Here is a 21459-nt window from a genome sequence, read left to right as displayed (position 1 = left end):
CTGCCGCCTCCGCGCCGCAGCCCGTTATCGTCAAGCAAACGCCCGTTGGCGCGCCAGCGCCTCGTCATAGCTCGGCATCGATCCCGCCGCACCGGCGCGCTCCACGCAGACCGCCGCATAGGCGGCGGCAAAGCGCACCGCCTCGGCTAACGGCACCTGATTCGCCAGCTGCGCCGCCAGGGCGCCGTTAAACGCATCGCCCGCGCCGGTGGTGTCTTTCGGCTGTGCCGGAAACGCCGGGATCAGCTCGCTGTTTTCCCCGTCCGAGAACAACGCCCCCTGCGTGCCCAACGTCACGATCAGCAAACGAATGCCCTTGGCGTGCAACACCTGCGCCGCCTGGCGCGCCGAAGCCACATCGCGCACCGGCACGCCGGTCAGCAACGTGCACTCGGTGGCGTTGGGCGTCAGCAGATCGACCTGCGCCAACAGGCTGTCCGGCACCGGCTGAAACGGCGCCGGGTTGAGTATGATGAACGTTTGCGCTTCGCGGGCAATGGCGATCACCTGCTCGATCGCCGGCAGGTTGTTCTCCAATTGAGTCAGCAGAATATCCGCCGCGGCGATCGCCGGCCGGCACTGACGCACCTCGTCTTCGCTGACCGTCAGATTGGCGCCGGGATCGACGGCGATCATGTTTTCCGCATCCTCGCCGGCAACGTAGATAAGCGCATTGCCGGTGGGGCAATCGCTGGTAGAGAACAGCGTCACCGCATCGAAACCGGCGGCGGCGAGGTGGCGCCGGGCGAACGTGCCGAAGTCGTCGCGCCCCACCTTGCCGATATAATGCACCCGCGCCCCGGCGCGCAGCGCGGCGGTCGCCTGGTTGGCGCCCTTGCCGCCCGCCCCCATCATGCTGTTGCGGGCGATCAGCGATTCGCCGGGCTGCGGAAAGCGCGCCATGCCGGCGACGATATCCAGGTTGAACGAACCGAACACGCAGACTTTGCCTTTCATTGCGGGTACTCCCTGCTCAATTGGAGGTGGCGCCGGGCGGCCAGACAGGCGCCTTTGCTGCCGGTTTCATCGCTGAGGCGGCTGACGGAGATCGTCAGCCCCTGCGCCGGCTGCGGCGCGCGCAGATGACGGCGGATCTCCTGCTCCAGCCGCGCCAGCGGAAAACCGCGCATGGCGATCACGCCGCCGCCCAGGATCAGGCGCTGGGGGTCGATCACGTTCATTTCGACGGCGATGGTCTGCGCCAATCGCTCGACGAAGCACTGCAGCTCCGGATGATCGCCGTGGCGTTCGAACAACCGGTCGAACGGCGTTTGCGCCGCGTTGGCGCGCGCCCAGCCAGTTAGCCAGTGACCGGACGTCAGACTCTCGACGCAGCCCCGTTTACCGCACGGGCATTCGCCCTGATGGCCCGGCCAGGGAATGTGCCCCAGCTCGCCGGCGGCGCCGTGCGCGCCGTGGTAAAAATCGCCGTTCAGCCACAGGCTGTTGCCCATGCCGGTGCCCAGATACAGCCCGACCGCCACCTGCGGCAACGCCGGCAGCTGCTGCAGATCCCACCACAGCAGATGATTGACGTCCTTGTCCATTCGCACCGGCAGCGCCAGCAAATCGGCCAACAGCGCCGCCACCGGCTGAGTGTCCAGCGCCGGGATAAACGGCAGCGACAGCACCCGCGAGCGATCGCGGCTGAGGATCCCCGGCAGCCCCAGCATCACCTGCGCCACCTGACGATCTTGGCAATGTCCGGCGATCAGCCGGCCCAACGCCGCCAGCGGATCGGCCTGCCGCGCCCAGTCGGCGGTCGCTATCTTGCGGTAACCGCTGAATTCACCTTCATCATCCATCAACAGCAGGCGGGTATTGGTGCCGCCGACGTCAACGCCAAGAAAATACCGCATCATGTCCCCCGCCTCAGGCCGCCTGCCGCATCTGATCCAGCATTTTTTCCCATGCCGTCTCCAGATCCGGATCGAGATTGAACAGCCCGGAGCTGCCGACGATCAACACTTCTGCACCGGCGCCCATCAGATCGCGGTAAGTGCGCTGGTTGCAGGATCCGTCGATCTCGATCAGATAGCGCAGATTTTGTTGGCTTTTCAGGTCGCGCAATTGGCGGATCTTTTCCAGCATTTCGGGAATGAACGGCTGCCCGGCATAGCCCGGATCGACGGTCATGACGGTGACCTTGTCCAGCAGGTGAAGGTAGTGGCGAATAAACTCCACCGGCGTGGCCGGGTTCAGCACCACCCCCACTTTTTTGCCCAGCGCGCGGATTTGATTGATCACCCGAAACGCGTCGCGGTTGATGGTTTCAGCGTGCGGGCAGATAAAGTCCGCGCCGGCGCGGGCGATTGGCTCGATAAAATCGGTCGGATTCTCCACCATCAGATGCACATCCAGCAACAACGAAGTGTGCGGGCGGATCTGTTCGATAAAGAACGGCGACAGCGTGATGTTTTTAACGTAATGCCCGTCCATGATGTCGATATGCAGCATATCGGCGCGGCGGTTCAGCACCGCCAATTGCTGGCGGATATCCATCAGGTTCATGCACATCAGTGAAGGCGAAATCTGGTATTTCATTAGCGTTATCCTGCGCAAAAGGGAAAAGGATCAGTGGCCCGCCGCGGTTCTGGCCTGGGCCGCGCTGCGGCGCATCGCCCGCCGCTGCCGATAGCGATGCCGGAAAAACTTCAGCGCCAGCACCGCGATCAGCACGGCGCCCCACATCGCCAGACTGAAATGCGGGCTGACGTTCATCAGATTCAAACCGGTCGCGATCACCTGCAGCACGATCAGCGCCAGCACCACGCCGCTGACCCGGCCAAAACCGCCGAACGGATCGGTGCCGCCCAGAATGATCGCCAGCACCGTCAGCAGCAGGTAAGAGTCGCCGTAGCCCATGCGCGCCGAGTTGAAGCGCGCCATCATCACCAGCCCGGCAATGACGCACAGCAGGCTGGAGAGGGTGTAAATGGCGATCAGCACCCGATGGGTATTCACGCCGCTGAAGTGGGTGGCGTTGATGTTGCTGCCGCTCATGTAGATGCATTTGCCGAGCCGGGTTTTCTGCAGGAACAGCGCCAGCAAGGCGGCGACCGCCAGGAAGATCCACAGTGGCACCGGCACGCCCAGCACGCTCTCGGCGCCGATAAACCGCACGATCTCCGGCATGCCGCTCAGGGCTGCGCCGCGCGTCAGGTAGATGCCGATGCCGTTGACCGTGGTCATGGTGGCCAGCGTCACCAGAATCGGGTGCGCGCCGACGTAGGCCACCAGTGCGCCGGTCGCCGCGCCGATAAGCCCGGCCAGCAGCATCGCCGCCGCCAGCGCCAAGGCCAGCCACAGCGCCTGCAAACCCAGCCCGGCGTCCGCCGGCAGGTAGCTGATGAACAGCCAGGCCATCAGCAGGCTGGTCAGGTTGGCGCTGGCGATAATGCACAGGTTCAGGCCGCCGCTGAGGATCGGAATGAACATCGCCAGCGTCAGCAGGCCCAGTTCCGGCAGTTGGAAGGCCACGCTGGTGAAGGTGGCGCCGCTGAAGAAGCGCCCCGGCATCAGCAGGCTGAAGGCGAGCACCACCACCAGCAGCAAGGCCAGCAAACCGACGGCGGCCCCGTCCAGACGAAATTTCAGGTTGTTGCCCATCAAGCGCTCCTCAGGCGAAACCAACGTCGGTTTCTTTGCGTTTCTTGTAGTGAGTGACGGTGATCGCCGCGACGATCACCAGACCGATCACCACGTTCATGAAGTAGCTGGACACGCCGATCAGGTTGAGGCCGTTTTTCAGCACGCCGATCAGGAACACGCCCATCAGCGTGCCGACAACGCTGCCCTTGCCGCCGTTCAGGCTGGCGCCACCCAGCACCGCCGCCGCCAGCACGTCGAGCTCGCCGCCCACCAGCGCGTTGGGCACCACTTCCCCCATGCGATACACCTGCACCAGACCGCCAATCGCCGCCATCGCGCCCAGATAGCCATAGGCGAACAGATGCAGCAGGCCGACGCGAATGCCGATGCGCCGCGCCGATTCCGCATCCCCGCCCACGGCAAACAGCTGGCGCCCGAGGTGCGTTTTGTTCAGCAGCAGCCAGGTCAGCAGCGCCACCGCCAGCATCACCAGCGTCGGCAAACCGAGCTGATAGCTCTGCTCACCCAGTTGGAACGGCAGCACGCTGCGCGGCAGCGTCCACCAGTCCGGCAATGCGTACAGGCTGCGGCCGTTGGTCAGCCACATCAGCATGCCGAACAACAACGCCTGCATGCTGATGGTGACGATGATCGAGACGATGCGCAGGCAGTAGATCAACAGCGCGTTGACCATGCCGAGCGCGGCGCCGATCGCCAACGCCAGCAAAATACTGCCCGCCGGGCTGACCAGGCCGTAATGCGTCGCCAGCGTGGCGATCAGGTACTGCACCACCGAGGCGACTGCGGCGAAGGAAATGTCGATGCCGCCGGTCACCAGCACCACGAACAGGCCGAGGGCGAATATGCCGCTCACCGCGTAGCTTTCGCTGAGATCGAGCAGGTTTTGCACCGTCAAAAACTGATCGCTGAGCAGCGAAAAGACGATGACCGTCAGCAGCAGCACCCAGGCCAGGTAGCCTTCGTTGCCGCGCGGTTTCAGACTGAATCTACGCATTAACCGCCTCCGCCAGCTGCTGCTGGCTCACCTGCTCTGGCAGGTACTCGCCGATCACGCTGCCGCCGCTAAAGTGCAGCACCCGATCGCAGTTGTAATACACCTCGGGCACCTCGTCGGAGATCAGCAGAATCGCTATCCCCTCCTGCGCCAGCAGATGAATCAGTTGGTAGATGCTGGCCTTGGCGCCGACGTCGACACCGACGGTCGGCGAGTCGAGGATCAGGATCCGCGGTTGGGTCAGCACCCACTTGGCCAGCACGATCTTTTGCTGATTGCCGCCGGACAGCGTCGAAACCGCCTGATCCGGATCCGCCACCCGCACGCCGAGTTTGGCGATCCACTCCGCGACGATGCGATTCTTGCGGTAATCGTCGATCAGGCGAAAACGCCCGCGCAGCTTATCGAGAATGGTCAGCACCGCGTTGTCCGCCACCGACTGTTGCTGCACCAGCCCCAGCGTCAGGCGATCCTCCGAGACATAACCGATGCCGGCTTTGATCGCGTCCTCATGGCCGCGAAAGCGCACCGGTTTACTGTCGAGGTAAAGCTTGCCGCTGTCCGGCCGGGTCATGCCGAACAGGCTCAGCGCCAGCTCGGTGCGCCCGGAGCCGAGCAGTCCGCACAGCCCGAGCACCTCGCCCTGATGCAGGCGGAAGCTGACATCGTGATACTGCCCGGCGCGGCTGAGACGATCCGCCTCCAGCATCACCCGATCCTTATTCATGCTCGGTGACTTCAGGCGATAGTCCAGCGTCAGGCCGGTCATCAATTCGGTCAGGCGATCGCCGGTGATCTCCGCCGCCGGCCAGGTGCCGATCTTGTTGCCGTCGCGGATCACCGTGACGCGATCGGAGATCTCCAGCACCTCGTCCAGCCGGTGGCTGACGAACACCACGCAGATGCCCTGCGCTTTCAAATAATCCACCGTGCGCAGCAGCTGATTGACCTCGGTGCGGGTCAGCGAGGCGGTCGGTTCATCCATGATCACCAGCCGTGCCTGCGCCACCAGCGCGCGGCAAATCGCCACCTGCTGGCGCTGGGCGATCGGCAGTTCCGCCACCGGTTTGTCGAGATCGAGATTGAAATTCAGCTCCTGCAGCAGGCGCTCGGCGGTGCGCCGCAGCCTCGCCGGGCGGTGCCATCCCAACAGCCCGCGCAGGTTGTGCTCAAAGGCGATGTTTTCCGCCACCGTCAGGTTGGGAAACAGCGACAGATCCTGATAGATCACCTGAATGCCGAAGGCGCGCGCCTGATCCGGCGATAGCCGGCCGAAGGTTTGCCCATCGAAGGTAATGCGGCTACCGTCATCCGGTTGATACACGCCGGCGATCGCCTTGATCAACGTACTCTTGCCGCAGCCATTGGTGCCGGCCAGGCAGTGCACCTCCCCCGGCATCAGCGCCAATGAAATATCGTTCAGCGCGCGCTGCCCGCCGAAGGTCATCGACAGCTGTTGCAGTTCGATCAGCGGCGCGCCCCGCGTTGCCGTATTGCCGGAAATCGCCATGATTACAGCCCCATCTTCACCAGCTTCGGCAGGTTTTGCTTATCCAGGCTTTCGGTGGCGTTGCCGAGAATGGTGTGCTGCTGCGCATCCACCTGCACCTTGCCCATGCCTTCGATGGTCATGCCATCGGTGATTTTTTCGCCCTTGAGCATCATGTCGGCGATGCGCACGAACACTTCGCCCGCCACCATCGGGTTCCAGATATAACCGCCCTTGATGGCGCCGCGATTGACCAGCGAAGCGCCCTGGCCCGGGCTGAACGGCCCGATGACGCAAATATCGTTGCTTTTGCCGCGGTTGAGCACCGCGCGCCCGGCGCCGATCGGCCCCTGCGAACCGAACGCCAGCACGCCTTTCAGATCGGGATATTTGGCCATCAGATCGTTGGTGGTGCGCACGCTGTCATCCAGCGATTCCCCCACGCCGAACTTGTCGCCCACCAGCTGCATGTTCGGGTAGTGCTGCTTCTGGTAATTGATGGCCGAGTCCGACCAGGTGATGTGCAGCGGCACCGTCAGACTGCCGACGTATACCGCGTACTTGCCCTGCTCTTTCATGCAGGCGGCCAGCGCTTTCATGTGGTTGACCCCGTGCTGCGAGGCGTCCACCAGCTCAAAATCCCAGTCGGCGTACTTCTGGCCGGGGGACTCGTGCACGATCACCTTGATGCCCGCCTCCTGCGCGCGCTTGAGCACCGGCTCCAGCACCCGGGCGTCGTTCGGCACCACGCCGATGATGTCCACCTTCTGCGCGATCAGATCCTCGATGGCGCGCACCTGCAGCGCCGGATCCGCCGCCGTCGGCCCGACCATCCAGGCGTCGATGCCGCGTTTGGCGCTCTCGCTTTTGATGCCGGCCTCCATGGCGTTGAACCAGGGAATGCCGCCGATCTTCACCACCACGCCCATTTTCAGCTTGTCCGCCGCCTGCGCGGAGACCGACAGCAGCAGCGAGGCAAACAGACCGACCAGTACGGATTTTTTCATTGTTCTCTCTCCACAAGTGTTGGCTGTAATAAAAGGTTTTCGTTGTTGTTATCGCGCCGCCCTTTTCGCGGCGGGTGAAACTTCAATCACATCGACGTTGTTCCAGGCCAATTCCTGACGAAACTCGTCATCGCCAAGCCTGTCGGTGATCAGCGTATCTATTTCCCGGTAATGGCAAATGCGGGCGAACGAGCGGCGGCCGAACTTGTTGCTGTCCACCAGCAGGAACTTGCGCTCCGAGGCCAGCAGCATCTGTTGCTTCAGCCGCGCATGGTGCTCATTGCTCTCGCGGATGCCGCCGTCCTGGCAAATGCCGTGGCAGGAGAAAAACAGCTTGTTGATCACGAACTCTTTCAGCATCTGCTCCGCCAGCACGCCGATAAAATCCTCGTACTTGGCGGAATACTCGCCCCCCAGCCCGATGGTGCGCACGTTGGCCTTGCAGGCCAGCGTCTGGATGATGTGCAGTGAGTTGGTCAGCACCACCAGCGAGATATCCGGCAGCTGGCGCGCCAAAAACCAGCTGGTGGAGCTGCTGTCCAGCAGCAGGCAATCCCCGGGCGCGATAAACTCCAGCGCGCGTTTGGCGATGCGCGTCTTCTGCTCCGGCGACTCATTGCTGCGCTGGCGGAAGGACTCCCCCTGATCTATCTCGGCGGGCACATAGGTTTTTTCCACCGCCGGCGGCTCGACGAAGACCGCGCCGCCGTGGCTGCGCAGCAGCAGGCCGCGCCGTTCCAGCAGGGCCAGATCACGCCGCGCCGTCTCGATAGAGATGTGGCACAGCTGCGCCACCTCCTGCACCATCACGCGGCCGCGCTGGCTCAAGACTTCGGTAATAAAGCGATGACGTTCTACAGGCAGCATGTTTCTTTTCTCCTCCACGACGATGATTACGATATCGATTTGCCGCGCCGCGTTTTGCGCGCAGACGCAAAGCGCATCGCCCCGCGATCGGTCAACGATCGCGCTGTGATAGTTGTCAAAAAAATCGGGAAGGAAATGAAATGAATAATTACGAAAGTGTGGAGTAACAGACAGTTATAATGCGCGACCGCCTGAGACAGACAGGAGAGAAACGGTAAACGGTCACAATTCCACGTTCCGCGGCATGACCGTTAATGACCGTTTGTGTGGTTTTGACCGAGCGCCGCAAGGAGACAGCCGGCGTTGATAACGCATTACCTGAAAAAACAGCAAAAAAAATCCGGTGAGAATCTCACCGGATCGTTAGCCGCCTGACACACATTATTCCTCGTGCTCATGCTCTTTCAACATCGCCTCACGCAACACGGCGTTCAGGCGTTTCTGATAGCCTTTGCCTGGTCGCTGAAGCCAAGCCAACACATCCGCATCGATTCGGATGGTTTTTGATACTTTCATCGGCTTATAAAAACGCCCCTGAACCGCAGTCTGCCACGTTTCTTCCCCCAGCGCCGGCGCATCGGCATAATCGATTCCCTCGTCCGGCAACGCACTCAGTGAAGCAATTTGCGCTTTCTGCTCCTCCGTCAACGGCGGGAGTACCCTATGGGCCAGATTTTTGGCGGAATTTTTGCGCTTCATATCTTCCCCTCTCTCTTTGGCATCGGCCTTGCGTGCTGAAATGATACGCACGATCTCTACTGTATCGCCTTCGACATCCGTTTCGATCGTCGTATGTGCCACCAGCAATAGCAAACAGGATCCGACTATACCGATCGTTTGCCAACGTTCTTCTCCATCCTCGATCCTTTCCAGCACAGCCAAATGGTTGGGATCCAGAAAAACCCGTTGCGCTATCTCAAAACTGACACGGTGTTTGCGCTGGTTACTGTGATTTTTATCCTGATTCCATTCAAAATAAACATACATTTTTGTAACTACATTTTGGTTGTTATTTAATCAAAATACATCACCTCCGAAGGGATGTCAAAATTCTCCGGATACGTTCAACGCCCGCCTGCGGCCTCGATAAAGGTGCCGGTCACGTAAGACGCGGCGTCAGACAGCAGCCAGGCGATCGCCTCCGCCACTTCCTGCGGCTGGCCGCCGCGCTGCATCGGCAAACTGCACTTCACGCGATCCACCGGCCGGGTTCGCCGCCGCTGGCGTGTATCTCGGTATAGATAAGCCCAGGCCGCACGCCGTTGACGCGGATGCCCTGCGCCGCCACCTCCAGCGATAGCCCGATGGTCAACGAATCGACGGCGCCTTTCGAGGCGGCATAATCCACATATTCCCCCGGCGCGCCTAAACGGGAAGCGGCGGAAGACACATTGACGATAGCGCCGCCCTGCCCGCCATGGCGCTGCGCCATGCGCTTCACCGCCTCGCGGCAACACAAGAAATACCCGGTGACGTTGGTGCCGAGCACCTTATTGATGCGCTCGGCGGTCAACTGTTCAATGTTCGCCTGCCGGAACAGAATGCCGGCGTTGTTGACCAGCGCGCTAAGCGTGCCCAGCCCGGCATCCAGCGCCCTGAACATCGCCATCACCTGCGCTTCATCGGCCACGTCGGCCTGCAGCGCCAGCGCCTTGCCGCCCTGCGCCTCAATCTCCGCCACCACCTGCCGCGCCGCACTTTCGTCGCGCAGGTAATTCACGCCCACCGCATAGCCCTGCCGGGCCAGCAGCAACGCAGTCGCGCGGCCAATTCCCCGGCTTGCGCCGGTCACCAATGCCACTTTCATCATCGTATTTTTTCTCTGGTTGGCGATGTCGACAACGGCCTGCGCACAGGCCTTCCGTTTGCCCGTCAGAGTATAGAGCGGCGCCCTAAAAAACGCTTCAAAGCTGAGCCAGGCGGCGCAGCTGCTTTTTAATGCGCGACTTGGCGCAGCCGTAAGCGTCCGTCGCCGCCGCCTGATGCACCCGCTGCAAAGCGGAAGCATGATGGCCGCCGTGGCTATGGCTCTGCGCATCACCGCGAAAAGACAGCATCAACAGAACGAGCAGTATCGCCACGCCTGAATACATCAGCCGCCGCGAGGCGCCCGCGTTCGGGAAACCTTCAGTCTGCATGTTTCGCCCCCTCAGCCATGATTTCGAATGGCAGCAAAATAACTGAAATTCCCCCCCGCTCCCTTAACGCGAGATTAAAGCCAGATTAAGGTTTGCTTAAGAACGCGCAGGCAGAGCGGTTTTCCTCGTTGTCTTCCCGTCAGCGTTATAGTTAGATAATCGCGACTCAAGGCTCTCAGCGGAAATAACGTGAACATACTGTTGGTGGAAGACGACCTGCAATTAGGCAAGGCGCTGTGCCGAGCATTGGAGCTGGCCGGCTTTAATTTGTGCTGGGTGCGCCTGCTCACCGACGCGGAAAATAAACTTTCACCCGGCGGGTTCGATTTGATGCTGTTGGATCTCACGCTGCCGGACGGCGACGGTTTGCAGAAGCTGATCGCCTGGCGCGCCGCCGGACAAAATATCCCGATCATCATCCTGACCGCCCGCGATCGCATCGAGAGCCTGGTGAACAGCCTCGACTCCGGCGCGGACGACTTTCTGGCCAAACCTTTCGCGCTGCCCGAACTCATCTCGCGCGTCAAAGCGGTCAACCGGCGCATGGCGGGCTTCGCGTCTCAAACCTGGAGCCTCGGCGCGCTGTATCTCGATCCGGTCAACCATCAGGTCATGCTGGATAACGAACTGCTGATGCTGTCGAAAAAAGAGTATCACCTGCTGCACGAACTGATGCGCTGCGCCGGCACCGTGGTGCGCAAAGCGGTGTTGGAACAGCGGCTGTTCGGCCACGGCGATAGCGTGGAAAGCAACTCGCTGGAAGTACACATGCATAATTTACGCCGCAAGATTGGTAAAGAAAGAATCATTACCGTACGCGGCATTGGCTATTTGCTGAAGAAAGAGTAGCGGGATGATCGGTTTCAAATCCTTCTTTATGCGCACCATTATTTTCCAGGTCCTGGCCATTTTATTATTGTGGGGGATCCTCGTCGCCTGGGTGAAGTACTGGTATTACCCCGACATGGAGAAATATTTCGATAACCAGCAACGCATCGTCGCCGCAGGCATCGCCAATATTCTCGATGAAACCGGCACCGATAATATCGATTACCGCGGCATCATCAAAACCATCGAAAGCATGTACATTGATTCCATCAATAATGGCATGCAGGATCAATTCGACTATCATCCGCTGTTCGTGGTTTACGATCGGGATAACCGGGTGCTTTACTGCTCACAAACGCAGGAAGAACCGCTGCGCCTGCCGCCTTCGGTGCTGTCCGGCTCCGTCAATTACGCCGGCGCCAACTGGCACCTTGCCGGTAGCTGGAGCGAAAAGCGCCAGTACCGGGTGATCGTCGGCGAATCTTTCAACGATCGCACCACGATATTCGGCAATCCGGCGGAAAGCACCGCCGTACCGCTGTTGGGCATTCTGGCGGCGATCATCATTACCTTGCTGTTTACCGCCTACTTCAGCCTGCGGCCACTGCGCCAGATCGCCCGCACCATTTCCGATCGTCAGCCGGGCAACCTGTCGCCGCTCAACGTCAGCGAGCAGTATCAGGAAATCCGGCCGGTGGTGATGGAGGTCAACAAACTGATGGCGCGCATCGACGCGGCCAATCAGCGCGAGAAACGCTTTATGGCCGACGCCGCGCACGAGCTGCGCACGCCGATCGCCGCCGTGCTGGCGCAGCTGCATTTGCTGACCCAGGTCAGCGAGCAACAGGAGCGCCGAGAAATCATCGGCGACATGCAGCAAGGGCTGGATCGCGCGGCGTCGCTGTCACGCCAGCTGATCAACCTGGCCAAGCTGGAGGCGGAAGATTTTCCGCTGAAGATTGAGGCGGTGGACATCTATGCGGAGATCGGCAAATGCATCGCACAGCACGTCCCCTATGCGCTGGAGAAAGATGTCGAACTGTCGCTCGACGGCAGCGAGGATGTGGTGGTGAGTACCGACCGCCATGCGCTGATCGCCATCTTCACCAACCTGCTGGATAACGCGCTCAAGTACGCGCCGCCCGGCAGCCGCATCGAGGCTAATATCCGCTCGCTGGCGCCGCTCGGCTGCTATATTACGTTGCGCGATAACGGCCCGGGGGTGAGCGAAGAACACCATTCCCGCCTGTTTGAACGCTTTTACCGCGTGCCCGGCACGCAGCAAACCGGCAGCGGGCTCGGATTGGCCATCGCCCGAAACCTGGCCGACAAAATCGGCGCGCAGCTGCGCGTTACCGAAGGCCTTGACGATCGCGGCATCGGCTTCATCATCGATTTGCCGGAAAGTTATCGGCCACAGACTGAGAGTGAACCACGACCATGATTGCCCCTGTTCTGCTGCAACGGCAGCAACTCGACCGGCTATGGGATATCGACCGCAGCGAAATTATCGACACACTGTATCGCCTGCAGGACGGCAAGTTGCAATCCTATGCGGAGTACTACGACGTGCGCGGCTGGGATCCGCACGATCGTGAAACCTATACGCCAATCCACGAAGCGTGCTTCGATCGCGGCGGCGCGTTCTTCGCGCTGTTCGAAGGCGAGGAGATCGTGGCGGCGGCGGCGCTGGATACCGAGCCGCGCGGCCCACAGCGGGATCTGCGCCAGCTGCTGTTCTTTTACGTCAGCGCGCACAAACGCGGCCAGGGGTTAGGCAGGCAGCTGTTCCAGCTCTGCCTGCGTCAGGCGACGCAAGACGGCGCCGCCGGGCTGTATGTCTCCTCCATCCCCAATAAAAGCACCGTAGACTTCTATCTGGCGCAGGGCTGCCGGCTCATCGAACAGCCGGATACCGAATTGTTCGCCCGTGAGCCGGAAGACATTCACCTGGTCTGCCCTTGCCGCTAGCGGCCGGGGTTAACGGGCGATGCGCATCACCGAACGCACGTCGCTTTTCTTGTTCAGATCCCACACCTCGGCGATCTCCGCCAACGCGTGCTCCTGCGTCTCGATAGTGAGCGCTCCGGTCGCCGCCAGCGCCAAAATCTCGGTCGCGTAGCGCTGCATCTCCGGGATCGGCGGGAAGTTGCCGGTGCCGCTGCCGAGGATCTGCAGCTGGTTGCTGCGCAACACCGCAGCCGGCAGCCGGATGTCCGGCGCGGCCATCGAACCGACATTGACCAAGCGAATGCCGCGTCCGCCGGCGTAAGACGAGAGATCGTGATCATTGAGCGTCGCCAGCAGCGCTTCAGTCGCCGGGCCCCAGATGTAATCGACGATTACCTGATAACCGCCCGGCCCCGCCGCCGCCGCGAAGGCCTGCGTCAGCGCCTCGCCCTGCTGGCTCAGATCCACCGTGGCGTCTACACCCAATGCCTCCAACACACTCAGTCGACGGCCGGCGGCAACAATGCGTCCGGCCCCCGCCTGACGCGCCGCCGCGACCGCCAGCTTGCCCGAGGTGCCGGTGGCGCCGATGATCAGCACCGTTTCACCGGGCTGCAGATCCGCCCGCCAGCGCAGCGGCAGCCAGGCGGCGAAGGCCGGATTGATCAGCGCGGCCGCCATGGCGTCGTCCACCGTCGCCGGCACCGGCACCGTCCAGGACGCGACGCTGCGCTCTGCCATCGCGCCGTAAGGGCGACGGAAAGAGGCGAAGTACACCCGTTGCCCGTCCGCCGTACGGCCAACGCCGTCGGTGCCGGGCACGATCGGCAATTGCTTCGGGCTGGAATAGTGGGTGCCGGCGACGGTGGCGCGATCCAGCTGTTTGATGCCGGCCGCCAGAACGTCGATCGGCACTTCATTCGCCTGCGCCTGAGGCTCCTCAAAGGTGCCGAAAACCGGGGGTTGCCCCAGCGCTGTTACGATTGCCGCTTGCATGGTGACTCCTCAAATCGTGGGAACGTAAAGGAAAGAATAGGCCGCTATAAAATAAAAAGGGACACCGCATGATGCGGTGTCCCCCGAACACAAACTTTGCCGAACGTGTTATTCGTAATCGCTCATCGGCACGCAAGAGCAGAACAGGTTACGGTCACCGTACACGTCGTCCAGACGCTTAACGCTCGGCCAGTACTTGTTCTCGCGTACGCCGGCCACCGGGAACACCGCCAGTTCGCGGCTGTACGGATGCTGCCAGTCGTTGACCAGCTCCGCCTGCACGTGCGGCGCATTCACCAGCGGGTTGTCTTCCAGCGGCCATTCGCCCTTGGCGACGCGGTCGATTTCGCTGCGGATCGCCAGCATCGCATCGATAAAGCGATCCAGCTCCACCTTGCTTTCCGACTCGGTCGGCTCGACCATCAGCGTGCCCGCCACCGGGAACGACATGGTCGGGGCGTGGAAACCGAAGTCGATCAGGCGCTTGGCGATGTCCATTTCGCTGATGCCGGTCTCTTCCTTCAGCGGACGAATATCGAGGATACATTCGTGCGCCACGCGGTGATCGCGGCCGGTATACAGAATCGGGTACGCGTCTTTCAAACGGGTGGCGATGTAGTTGGCGTTCAGGATCGCCATCTGGCTGGCCTGCTTCAGGCCCTCCGCGCCCATCATGCGGATGTACATCCAGCTGATAGGCAGGATGGAGGCGCTGCCGAACGGCGCCGCGGAGACCGCGCCCTGCTGGGTGGTCACGCCGTCGATCTGCACCACGCTGTGGCCCGGCACGAACGGCGCCAGGTGTGCTTTCACGCCGATCGGGCCCATGCCCGGGCCGCCGCCGCCGTGCGGGATACAGAAGGTCTTATGCAGGTTGAGGTGCGACACATCCGCGCCGATGTAGCCTGGCGTGGTGATGCCCACCTGGGCGTTCATGTTGGCGCCATCCAGATACACCTGACCGCCGAACTGATGCACGATCTGGCACACTTCACGGATGGTTTCTTCATACACGCCGTGGGTCGACGGGTAGGTCACCATGATGCAAGAGAGTTCTTCGCCTGCCTGCTCCGCCTTGACGCGCAGATCGTGCAGATCGATGTTGCCGTTCTTGTCGCAGGCCACCACCACCACGCTCATGCCCGCCATCTGGGCGGAGGCCGGGTTGGTGCCGTGTGCCGAGCTCGGGATCAGACAGACGTGGCGGCCCGCTTCGTTGCGGCTTTCGTGGTAGCGGCGGATCGCCAGCAGGCCGGCGTATTCGCCCTGCGCGCCGGAGTTCGGCTGCATGCACACCGCGTCATAGCCGGTCAGCTGCACCAGCCACTGGGACAGTTGGCCAATCATCTGCTGGTAACCGGCCGCCTGCTCCGGCGGGCAGAACGGATGCAACTCTGAGAATTCAGGCCAGGTGATCGGGATCATTTCCGCCGCGGCGTTCAATTTCATGGTGCAGGAACCCAGCGGGATCATCGCCTGGTTCAGCGCCAGATCCTTGCGCTCCAAGCGATGCATGTAACGCATCATCTCGGTTTCGCTGTGATAGCGGTTGAATACCGGGTGGGTCAGGATCGGATCCTGGCGCAGCATGGCGGCCGGGATCGATTGGCTGTTTTTGCTCACCGCCGCGTCCAACGCGTCGATGTCCAGACCGTGATTGTCGCCGGCCAGCAGTGCGAACAGCGTTTGCACGTCTTCACGCGAGGTGGCTTCATCCAGCGTGATGCCGACGGCGCCGTGAATGTCGGTACGCAGGTTGATGCCGAAGCTCAGCGCGCGCTCCAGCACGGCGGCCTTGTCCTTCACTTCGACGGTCAGGGTGTCGAACCAGGTGTGGTGACGCAGCGTCAGGCCGGCCTTCTGCAGCCCGGCGGCCAGAATGTCGGTCAGGCGATGGATGCGCCCGGCGATGCGCTGCAGGCCTTGCGGGCCGTGATACACCGCGTACAGGCTGGCGATGTTGGCCAGCAGCACCTGCGAGGTACAGATATTCGAGTTGGCTTTCTCGCGGCGGATATGTTGCTCGCGAGTCTGCATCGCCATGCGCAGCGCGGTGTTGCCGGCAGCATCGCGGGAAACGCCGATAATGCGGCCCGGCATCGAACGCTTGAACTCGTCGCGGCAGGCGAAGAAGGCGGCGTGCGGGCCGCCGTAGCCCATCGGCACGCCGAAGCGCTGCGCGGAGCCGAACACCACGTCGGCGCCCTGCTTGCCCGGCGCGGTCAGCAGCACCAGGGCCATGATGTCGGCAGCCACGCTGGTGATGATTTTGCGTGATTTCAGTTCGGCCAGCAGCGCGCTGTAGTCGTGCAGTTCACCGGTGGTGCCCACCTGCTGCAGCAGCACGCCGAACACGCCGTCCAGCTCCAGCACTTTTTCCGCTTTATCGACGATGACGTCGAAGCCGAAGGTTTCGGCGCGGGTGCGCACCACGTCCAGCGTCTGCGGATGCACGTCGTCAGCCACGAAGAAACGATTGGCGTCTTTCAGCTTGCTGGCGCGTTTGGCCAACGCCATCGCCTCGGCGGCGGCGGTCGCTTCATCCAGCAGCGAAGCGGAGGCCAGATCCAGACCGGTCAGATCGAGGGTCACGGTCTGGAAGTTCAGCAGCGCTTCCAGACGGCCCTGCGACACTTCCGGCTGATAGGGGGTATAAGCGGTGTACCAGCCCGGGTTTTCCAGCATGTTGCGCAGGATCACCGGCGGCGTCAGCACGGCGCTGTAGCCCATGCCGATATAGGATTTGTAGCGCTGATTCTGCGAGGCGATCGCCTTCAGCTCAGCCAACGCCTGATGTTCGGTCGCCGCGTCGCCGACCGGCGGCGGCCCCGGCAGCTGAATGTCCGCCGGCACAATCTGTTGGATCAGCGCGCTGAGCGAGCGAGCGCCCACCGCTGCCAGCAACTCCTGGCGTTGTTCCGCAGAAGAGCCGATGTGGCGTTCAATGAACGCTTCGCTGTGTTCGAGTTGGCTGAGTGTCTGAGTCATTGCTACAAATTCCTGAATGCTTGCGTGATACGGGATATAGCTTGAACGGTAACTAAAACGCCCCGGCCGAAAGGCCTGGGGCGTGGTCACGATTACTCGTCGATCGAGGCCTGATAAGCCGCGGCGTCCAGCAGGTTCGCCAGCTCGCCTTCGTCGGAGGCTTTAATCTGGAACAGGAAGCCGTCACCGTAAGGTTCGCTGTTCACCAGTTCCGGAGAGCTTTCCAGCTCGCCGTTCACCGCCACGATTTCGCCGCTGATTGGCGCGTAAATGTCCGATGCCGCCTTGACGGATTCCGCCACGGCGCAATCTTCACCGGCGGCGACGCTGCGGCCCACTTCCGGCAGATCGACAAACACCATATCACCCAGCAGCTCCTGCGCATGTTCGGTGATGCCTACGGTGTAAACGCCGTTACCTTCTGCACGAACCCACTCGTGGGAGGATGCGTATTTCAATTCTGTTGGCACATTGCTCATCGCCGGTTACTCCTTCGAAGAAATAAAAGAATCAATCAATAAAAAATCAATTTGTCAGCGGCTTGCCGGCGCGAACGAAACCGGGCTTGGTCACTTTGACCGGCATTTCACGGTTGCGGATCTGCACGATAGCCTGCTCGCCGATGCCGGCCGGCACGCGCGCCAGCGCGATGCTGAAGCCCAGCGTCGGAGAGAACGAGCCGCTGGTGATCACGCCTTCGTGGATTTGCCCCGCCGCGTCGGTGAAACGCACCGGCAGCTCATTACGTAATACGCCTTTTTCCGTCATGATCAAGCCGACCAGTTGCTCGGTGCCCTGCTCGCGCTGTTGTTCCAGCGCTTCGCGGCCGATGAAACGGCGATCTTCCGGCTGCCAGGCGATGGTCCAGCCCATGTTGGCGGCCAGCGGCGAAACGCCTTCATCCATCTCTTGCCCGTAGAGGTTCATGCCCGCTTCCAGGCGCAGGGTGTCGCGCGCGCCCAGACCGGCCGGCTTGACGCCCGCGGCCAGCAATTTTTGCCAGAAATCCGCCGCCTGCTCTTTCGGCAGCGCGATCTCATAGCCGGCCTCGCCGGTGTAACCGGTGGTGGCGATGAACAGCTCGCCGGCCTGCACGCCGAAGAATGGCTTCATGCCTTCGACCGCGCTTTTTTGCTCCGGGGTGAACAGGGTGCCGGCGCGCTCTTTGGCCTGCGGGCCCTGCACCGCGATCAGCGCCAGATCGTCGCGCACCGTCAGCGCGACGCCATACGGCGCGGCGTGCTCTTCGATCCAGGCCAGGTCTTTGTCGCGGGTGGCGGAGTTCACCACCAGGCGGAAATAGTCTTCAGTGAGGAAATAAACGATCAGGTCGTCGATCACGCCGCCGGAGGCATTCAGCATGCCGGTGTACAGCGCTTTGCCGGGTTGGGTCAGTTTGGCGACGTCGTTCGCCAGCAGGTAGCGCAGGAACTCGCGGGTGCGGGCGCCGTGCAGATCCACAATGGTCATGTGAGACACGTCGAACATGCCGGCATCCTGACGCACCGCGTGGTGCTCATCGAGCTGCGAGCCGTAGTGCAGCGGCATCATCCAGCCGTGAAAGTCTACCATGCGCGCACCGCACGCCACGTGCTGGTCGTACAGTGGGGTTTGCTTTGCCATCTTTTCCCTCTTTCCACTCGTCGCTAGAAGTTAGGGTGCTGCCACGCAATGCGGCGGAGCCTGGCTCGCGGCCCGATCGCCATGGCGCACTGACTGCTCAACACAAATGCTGCGCCGGGACGGGCGAAAACTGCGTGCAACCGCCGTGACGCAAACGATACCTTTCCCTCGAACTTATCACCGAACGACCACATTAACCATAAGTTAAAATAGGCTCATCGCCGTTCCGGGGCAGTAAAACGCCGGGCTAGTGTGCAGAGTTTTTCACTGGAAAAATGCGCCTTAAGGCACAAAATTAACAATTAAAGCGGCAAAACACCGAACTTATATAACAAACCTATGGCCTCACATGGGATCCGGACTTTTGATAACCGAACATGGAATTAGAAAAAGTAATGATAAAAAGCGGCTGAAATTAGATTATTTCAAATGAAGGGTTATATAAGGAAAAGCGATGGAATAAGGCGGGAAGCGCGAGCCCGATGCGGGCCCGCAGAAGGAAGGGATCAGGCAAGCCACTCGGGCAGATCGTTCAGGCCCATCGCCTGACGCACCAGCTTCGGTTTGACGCCCGGCAGGCTGTCCGCCAGCCGCAGGCCCACGTCGCGCAGCAGCTTTTTGGCCGGATGATTGCCGTCGAACAGTTCGCGGAAACCCTGCATGCTGGCCAGCATTACCGCCGCGCCATGTTTGCGGCGGCGCTCATAACGGCGCAGATAGAGGTGCTGGCCGATATCCTTGCCCTGCCGCTGCAGGCGGCGCAGTTCGGAAATCAGCTCGGCGGCGTCCATGAAGCCCAGGTTAACGCCCTGGCCGGCCAACGGATGCACGGTATGCGCCGCATCGCCCACCAGCGCCAGGCGGTGCGCTGCGAAGCTGCGCGCATAGCGGCCGGTCAACGGGAAGGCCAGCCGTTCGCTTTCCAGGCTGCAAGCCCCCAGGCGCATGTCGAAGGTCATCGCCAGTTCGCGGTTGAACTGCGCCGGTTCCAGCCGTTTGAGCCTTTCGGCTTCTTCCGGCGTCACCGACCAGACGATAGAGCTCAAATGCGGATCGCTGAACGGCAGGAACGCCAGAATGCCGTCGCCGTGGAAAATTTGCCGCGCCGTCGCCTGATGCGGTTCTTCGGTGCGAACGGTGGCCACCAGCGCGTGGTGGCGGTAATCCCAGAAGGTGAGCGGGATATCGGCATGCTGGCGCAGCCACGACTGGGCGCCGTCGGCGCCAATCACCAACCGGGCGGTCAGCATGCGGCCGTCCTCCAGCGTGACGAAGGCGTCGTTCTCGCCCCACGCCACCTGCTTGAGCGCGGCCGGGGTAATCAGCGTGATGTCCGACAGGCTTTCGGCGCGTTTCCACAGCGCCTGCTGGATCACCGAATTCTCGATGATGTGGCCGAGATGGCTGAAGCCGCACTCGTCGCCGTGGAAGGCGATTTTGCCGAAGCTGTCGCGATCCCACACTTCCATCGCGTTATAGGCGCTGGCGCGCAGCTGGAGAATGTCGTCCCACACGCCGATGTGCTGCAGCAACCGCTCGCTGGCGGCATTGATGGCGGAGACGCGCAGGGCCGGCTGTTCCGACGGCGGCGCCATCTCCGGCTGGCGCTGCTCCAGCACCGCCACGCGCAGCCCGCTGCCCTGCAGGCCGCAGGCCAACGCCAACCCCACCATACCGCCACCGGCGATAATCACGTCAAATGATTGCATGCTGCTCGATTTCCTTAAATAACGCGCGACGCCTTGCCGCGCCGCGCTTTGGGCGCGTTAAAGCGCCCGACCATGTCTCTAACGTTCCACCCAGCCCAGCGTACGCTTGGCGAAGGCATCGCGTATCGCCGGCAAACGTTCCATCGCCATCAGCCCCAGATTGCGGCCGATCACCAGCGGGCCATAACGGTTGGCGAACAGATGAATCAACCCGTCGGTCACGCCGATCGTCGCCCGCTGATCGTTTTGCCGCCGCTGCTGATAACGGCTCAGCAGTGCGTAACCGCCGGCGTCTTCGCCGCTGTCTGCCGCTTCCGCCAGCGTTTCCGCCAGCGACATCACGTCGCGCAGGCCAAGGTTGAACCCCTGCCCGGCGATAGGATGCAGCGTTTGCGCCGCATTGCCCACCAGCGCCAGCCGGTGGCTGACATGGCGATCGGCGGTCAGCAGACCGAGTGGGTAACTGTGCCGTTTACCGGCTTTGAGGATACGCCCCAGCCGCCAGCCGAAGGCCTGTTGCAGCTCGGCGATAAACCGCTCGTCGTCCCAGGCATCCACCTGGGCGCGATCTTCGCGCGCATGGCACCATACCAGTGAACTGCGCCCCTGCGACATCGGCAACAGCGCCAGCGGCCCATAGCGAGTAAAGCGCTCAAAGGCGCGCCCCTGCGGATCTTCCGCCGTGGTGACGTTGGCAATGGTGGCGAACTGCGGATAGTCCTCCTGCCGCCACTGCATATTGCAGGCTTGCGCCAGCGCAGAGCGCGAGCCATCGGCCGCCACCAGCAATTGCCCGCGCAGACGCTGGCCGTTGTCCAGCAGCACTTCCGCCCGCTCTGCGGTGCGAATCACGTCCACCACCCGCGCCGGGCAGTGCAGCGTAACGCCGGGGGCCTTGGCCAGCAGCGCGAACAACCGCTGCCCGGCGTCGTGCAGTTCGATCACCTGGCCGAGCGCATCGACCTGATAATCTTGCGCCTGCAGATTCACAAACCCGGCGTGCCCGCGATCGCTGACGTGCACCTGAGTGATCGGCGTAGCGCAATCGCGCAGCGCCGGCCAAACGCCGATGCGCACCAGCTGTTGGCAGGTGCCCTGCGCCAGTGCGATGGCGCGGGCGTCAAAGCCCGGATGGCTGCGGTCGTCCGGCCGGGTCGCCTCGACCAGATCCACCGCCATTCTTCCCTGAGTGAGCGACGAAATGGCCAGCGCCAACGTCGCGCCCGCCATACCGCCGCCAACGATAATAACGCTCATG

At 62.0% G+C, this 21459-nt stretch carries 19 protein-coding genes and 2 pseudogenes; 3 read left to right on the top strand and 18 right to left on the bottom strand.

From position 1 onward, the window contains the following. Positions 1 to 30: 30 nt before the first annotated feature. The 12 genes and pseudogenes from rbsK to ITX55_RS17585 all read right to left on the bottom strand — a co-directional run bounded on the left by rbsK (position 31) and on the right by ITX55_RS17585 (position 10107). Complete coding sequence (gene rbsK / locus ITX55_RS17635) at positions 31 to 957, bottom strand: ribokinase (RefSeq protein WP_223085248.1); 927 nt, start codon at positions 955 to 957, stop codon at positions 31 to 33. Next, on the bottom strand, positions 954 to 1862 hold the full coding sequence (alsK, locus tag ITX55_RS17630; protein WP_223085245.1) for an allose kinase: 909 nt from the start codon (positions 1860 to 1862) through the stop codon (positions 954 to 956). The genes rbsK and alsK overlap by 4 nt, the downstream gene beginning before the upstream one ends. Positions 1863 to 1872: 10 nt before the next feature. After that, positions 1873 to 2544 (bottom strand): D-allulose 6-phosphate 3-epimerase, encoded by a 672-nt coding sequence (alsE, locus tag ITX55_RS17625; RefSeq protein WP_033644765.1) that lies wholly within the window; start codon positions 2542 to 2544, stop codon positions 1873 to 1875. A 30-nt stretch (positions 2545 to 2574) separates the two neighbouring features. Next, the gene (locus ITX55_RS17620; RefSeq protein WP_223085244.1) at positions 2575 to 3609 is read right to left on the bottom strand and encodes an ABC transporter permease; all 1035 of its coding nucleotides are present in this window, start codon (positions 3607 to 3609) and stop codon (positions 2575 to 2577) included. Between the two features lie 10 nt (positions 3610 to 3619). Beyond that, complete coding sequence (locus ITX55_RS17615) at positions 3620 to 4606, bottom strand: ABC transporter permease (protein WP_047026644.1); 987 nt, start codon at positions 4604 to 4606, stop codon at positions 3620 to 3622. Further along, positions 4599 to 6116 (bottom strand): sugar ABC transporter ATP-binding protein, encoded by a 1518-nt coding sequence (locus tag ITX55_RS17610; RefSeq protein WP_223085243.1) that lies wholly within the window; start codon positions 6114 to 6116, stop codon positions 4599 to 4601. The genes ITX55_RS17615 and ITX55_RS17610 overlap by 8 nt, the downstream gene beginning before the upstream one ends. A 2-nt stretch (positions 6117 to 6118) precedes the next feature. Beyond that, positions 6119 to 7102 (bottom strand): substrate-binding domain-containing protein, encoded by a 984-nt coding sequence (locus ITX55_RS17605; RefSeq protein WP_223085242.1) that lies wholly within the window; start codon positions 7100 to 7102, stop codon positions 6119 to 6121. A gap of 48 nt (positions 7103 to 7150) precedes the next feature. After that, positions 7151 to 7969, bottom strand: a complete 819-nt coding sequence (locus ITX55_RS17600; protein ID WP_033644759.1) for a DeoR/GlpR family DNA-binding transcription regulator — start codon at positions 7967 to 7969, stop codon at positions 7151 to 7153. 381 nt (positions 7970 to 8350) lie between these two features. Continuing rightward, positions 8351 to 8575, bottom strand: coding sequence for a BrnA antitoxin family protein (locus ITX55_RS24115; RefSeq protein ID WP_370632708.1), 225 nt, complete (start codon positions 8573 to 8575; stop codon positions 8351 to 8353). A gap of 55 nt (positions 8576 to 8630) precedes the next feature. Beyond that, positions 8631 to 8956: pseudogene (locus tag ITX55_RS24110) on the bottom strand (BrnT family toxin). Positions 8957 to 9033: 77 nt separating this feature from the next. Continuing rightward, positions 9034 to 9776: pseudogene (locus tag ITX55_RS17590) on the bottom strand (SDR family oxidoreductase). Positions 9777 to 9873: 97 nt separating this feature from the next. Next, on the bottom strand, positions 9874 to 10107 hold the full coding sequence (locus tag ITX55_RS17585; protein WP_033644758.1) for a hypothetical protein: 234 nt from the start codon (positions 10105 to 10107) through the stop codon (positions 9874 to 9876). A gap of 189 nt (positions 10108 to 10296) precedes the next feature. On the opposite strand from ITX55_RS17585, the gene ITX55_RS17580 reads away from it, so the two are divergent. Genes ITX55_RS17580 through ITX55_RS17570 form a run of 3 tightly spaced genes read left to right on the top strand, consistent with a single transcriptional unit; the run spans position 10297 to position 12906 of the window. After that, a complete protein-coding gene (locus ITX55_RS17580; protein ID WP_033652176.1) occupies positions 10297 to 10956 on the top strand; it encodes a response regulator in 660 nt (219 codons plus the stop codon). Between the two features lie 4 nt (positions 10957 to 10960). Continuing rightward, entirely contained in the window at positions 10961 to 12379 is a 1419-nt protein-coding gene (locus tag ITX55_RS17575) for an ATP-binding protein (RefSeq protein WP_042785321.1), read from the top strand. Continuing rightward, on the top strand, positions 12379 to 12906 hold the full coding sequence (locus tag ITX55_RS17570) for a GNAT family N-acetyltransferase (RefSeq protein WP_052133788.1): 528 nt from the start codon (positions 12379 to 12381) through the stop codon (positions 12904 to 12906). Before ITX55_RS17575 ends, ITX55_RS17570 begins: the two co-directional genes overlap by 1 nt. A gap of 9 nt (positions 12907 to 12915) precedes the next feature. On the opposite strand, the gene ITX55_RS17565 is transcribed toward ITX55_RS17570, so the two are convergent. From ITX55_RS17565 to ubiH, 6 genes are all read right to left on the bottom strand, one after another. After that, positions 12916 to 13881: a zinc-binding alcohol dehydrogenase family protein gene (locus tag ITX55_RS17565; protein WP_108681925.1), complete on the bottom strand. Its 966-nt coding sequence runs from the start codon at positions 13879 to 13881 to the stop codon at positions 12916 to 12918. A 108-nt stretch (positions 13882 to 13989) separates the two neighbouring features. After that, entirely contained in the window at positions 13990 to 16869 is a 2880-nt protein-coding gene (gcvP, locus tag ITX55_RS17560) for an aminomethyl-transferring glycine dehydrogenase (RefSeq protein WP_015378983.1), read from the bottom strand. 92 nt (positions 16870 to 16961) lie between these two features. After that, positions 16962 to 17348: a glycine cleavage system protein GcvH gene (gcvH, locus tag ITX55_RS17555; RefSeq protein ID WP_025304150.1), complete on the bottom strand. Its 387-nt coding sequence runs from the start codon at positions 17346 to 17348 to the stop codon at positions 16962 to 16964. A gap of 46 nt (positions 17349 to 17394) precedes the next feature. Beyond that, entirely contained in the window at positions 17395 to 18492 is a 1098-nt protein-coding gene (gene gcvT / locus ITX55_RS17550; RefSeq protein ID WP_108681927.1) for a glycine cleavage system aminomethyltransferase GcvT, read from the bottom strand. 506 nt (positions 18493 to 18998) lie between these two features. Then, positions 18999 to 20201: an FAD-dependent 2-octaprenylphenol hydroxylase gene (ubiI, locus tag ITX55_RS17545; RefSeq protein ID WP_072627038.1), complete on the bottom strand. Its 1203-nt coding sequence runs from the start codon at positions 20199 to 20201 to the stop codon at positions 18999 to 19001. A gap of 78 nt (positions 20202 to 20279) precedes the next feature. Further along, on the bottom strand, positions 20280 to 21458 hold the full coding sequence (gene ubiH / locus ITX55_RS17540; RefSeq protein WP_042785326.1) for a 2-octaprenyl-6-methoxyphenyl hydroxylase: 1179 nt from the start codon (positions 21456 to 21458) through the stop codon (positions 20280 to 20282). Between the last annotated feature and the right edge of the window lies 1 nt (position 21459).

Source organism: Serratia sp. EWG9 (assembly GCF_019913725.1).
In the GTDB taxonomy this organism is placed as follows: Bacteria; Pseudomonadota; Gammaproteobacteria; order Enterobacterales; family Enterobacteriaceae; genus Serratia; species Serratia ureilytica.
This window is presented reverse-complemented; position numbering and strand designations above follow the sequence as displayed.

Coding starts and splice junctions, on each gene's coding strand:
- rbsK (WP_223085248.1), bottom strand. CDS start 957: ATGAAAGGCAAAGTCTGCGTGTTCGGTTCGTTCAACCTGGATATCGTC.
- alsK (WP_223085245.1), bottom strand. CDS start 1,862: ATGATGCGGTATTTTCTTGGCGTTGACGTCGGCGGCACCAATACCCGC.
- alsE (WP_033644765.1), bottom strand. CDS start 2,544: ATGAAATACCAGATTTCGCCTTCACTGATGTGCATGAACCTGATGGAT.
- ITX55_RS17620 (WP_223085244.1), bottom strand. CDS start 3,609: ATGGGCAACAACCTGAAATTTCGTCTGGACGGGGCCGCCGTCGGTTTG.
- ITX55_RS17615 (WP_047026644.1), bottom strand. CDS start 4,606: ATGCGTAGATTCAGTCTGAAACCGCGCGGCAACGAAGGCTACCTGGCC.
- ITX55_RS17610 (WP_223085243.1), bottom strand. CDS start 6,116: ATGGCGATTTCCGGCAATACGGCAACGCGGGGCGCGCCGCTGATCGAA.
- ITX55_RS17605 (WP_223085242.1), bottom strand. CDS start 7,102: ATGAAAAAATCCGTACTGGTCGGTCTGTTTGCCTCGCTGCTGCTGTCG.
- ITX55_RS17600 (WP_033644759.1), bottom strand. CDS start 7,969: ATGCTGCCTGTAGAACGTCATCGCTTTATTACCGAAGTCTTGAGCCAG.
- ITX55_RS17585 (WP_033644758.1), bottom strand. CDS start 10,107: ATGCAGACTGAAGGTTTCCCGAACGCGGGCGCCTCGCGGCGGCTGATG.
- ITX55_RS17575 (WP_042785321.1), top strand. CDS start 10,961: ATGATCGGTTTCAAATCCTTCTTTATGCGCACCATTATTTTCCAGGTC.
- ITX55_RS17565 (WP_108681925.1), bottom strand. CDS start 13,881: ATGCAAGCGGCAATCGTAACAGCGCTGGGGCAACCCCCGGTTTTCGGC.
- gcvP (WP_015378983.1), bottom strand. CDS start 16,869: ATGACTCAGACACTCAGCCAACTCGAACACAGCGAAGCGTTCATTGAA.
- gcvH (WP_025304150.1), bottom strand. CDS start 17,348: ATGAGCAATGTGCCAACAGAATTGAAATACGCATCCTCCCACGAGTGG.
- gcvT (WP_108681927.1), bottom strand. CDS start 18,492: ATGGCAAAGCAAACCCCACTGTACGACCAGCACGTGGCGTGCGGTGCG.
- ubiI (WP_072627038.1), bottom strand. CDS start 20,201: ATGCAATCATTTGACGTGATTATCGCCGGTGGCGGTATGGTGGGGTTG.
- ubiH (WP_042785326.1), bottom strand. CDS start 21,458: ATGAGCGTTATTATCGTTGGCGGCGGTATGGCGGGCGCGACGTTGGCG.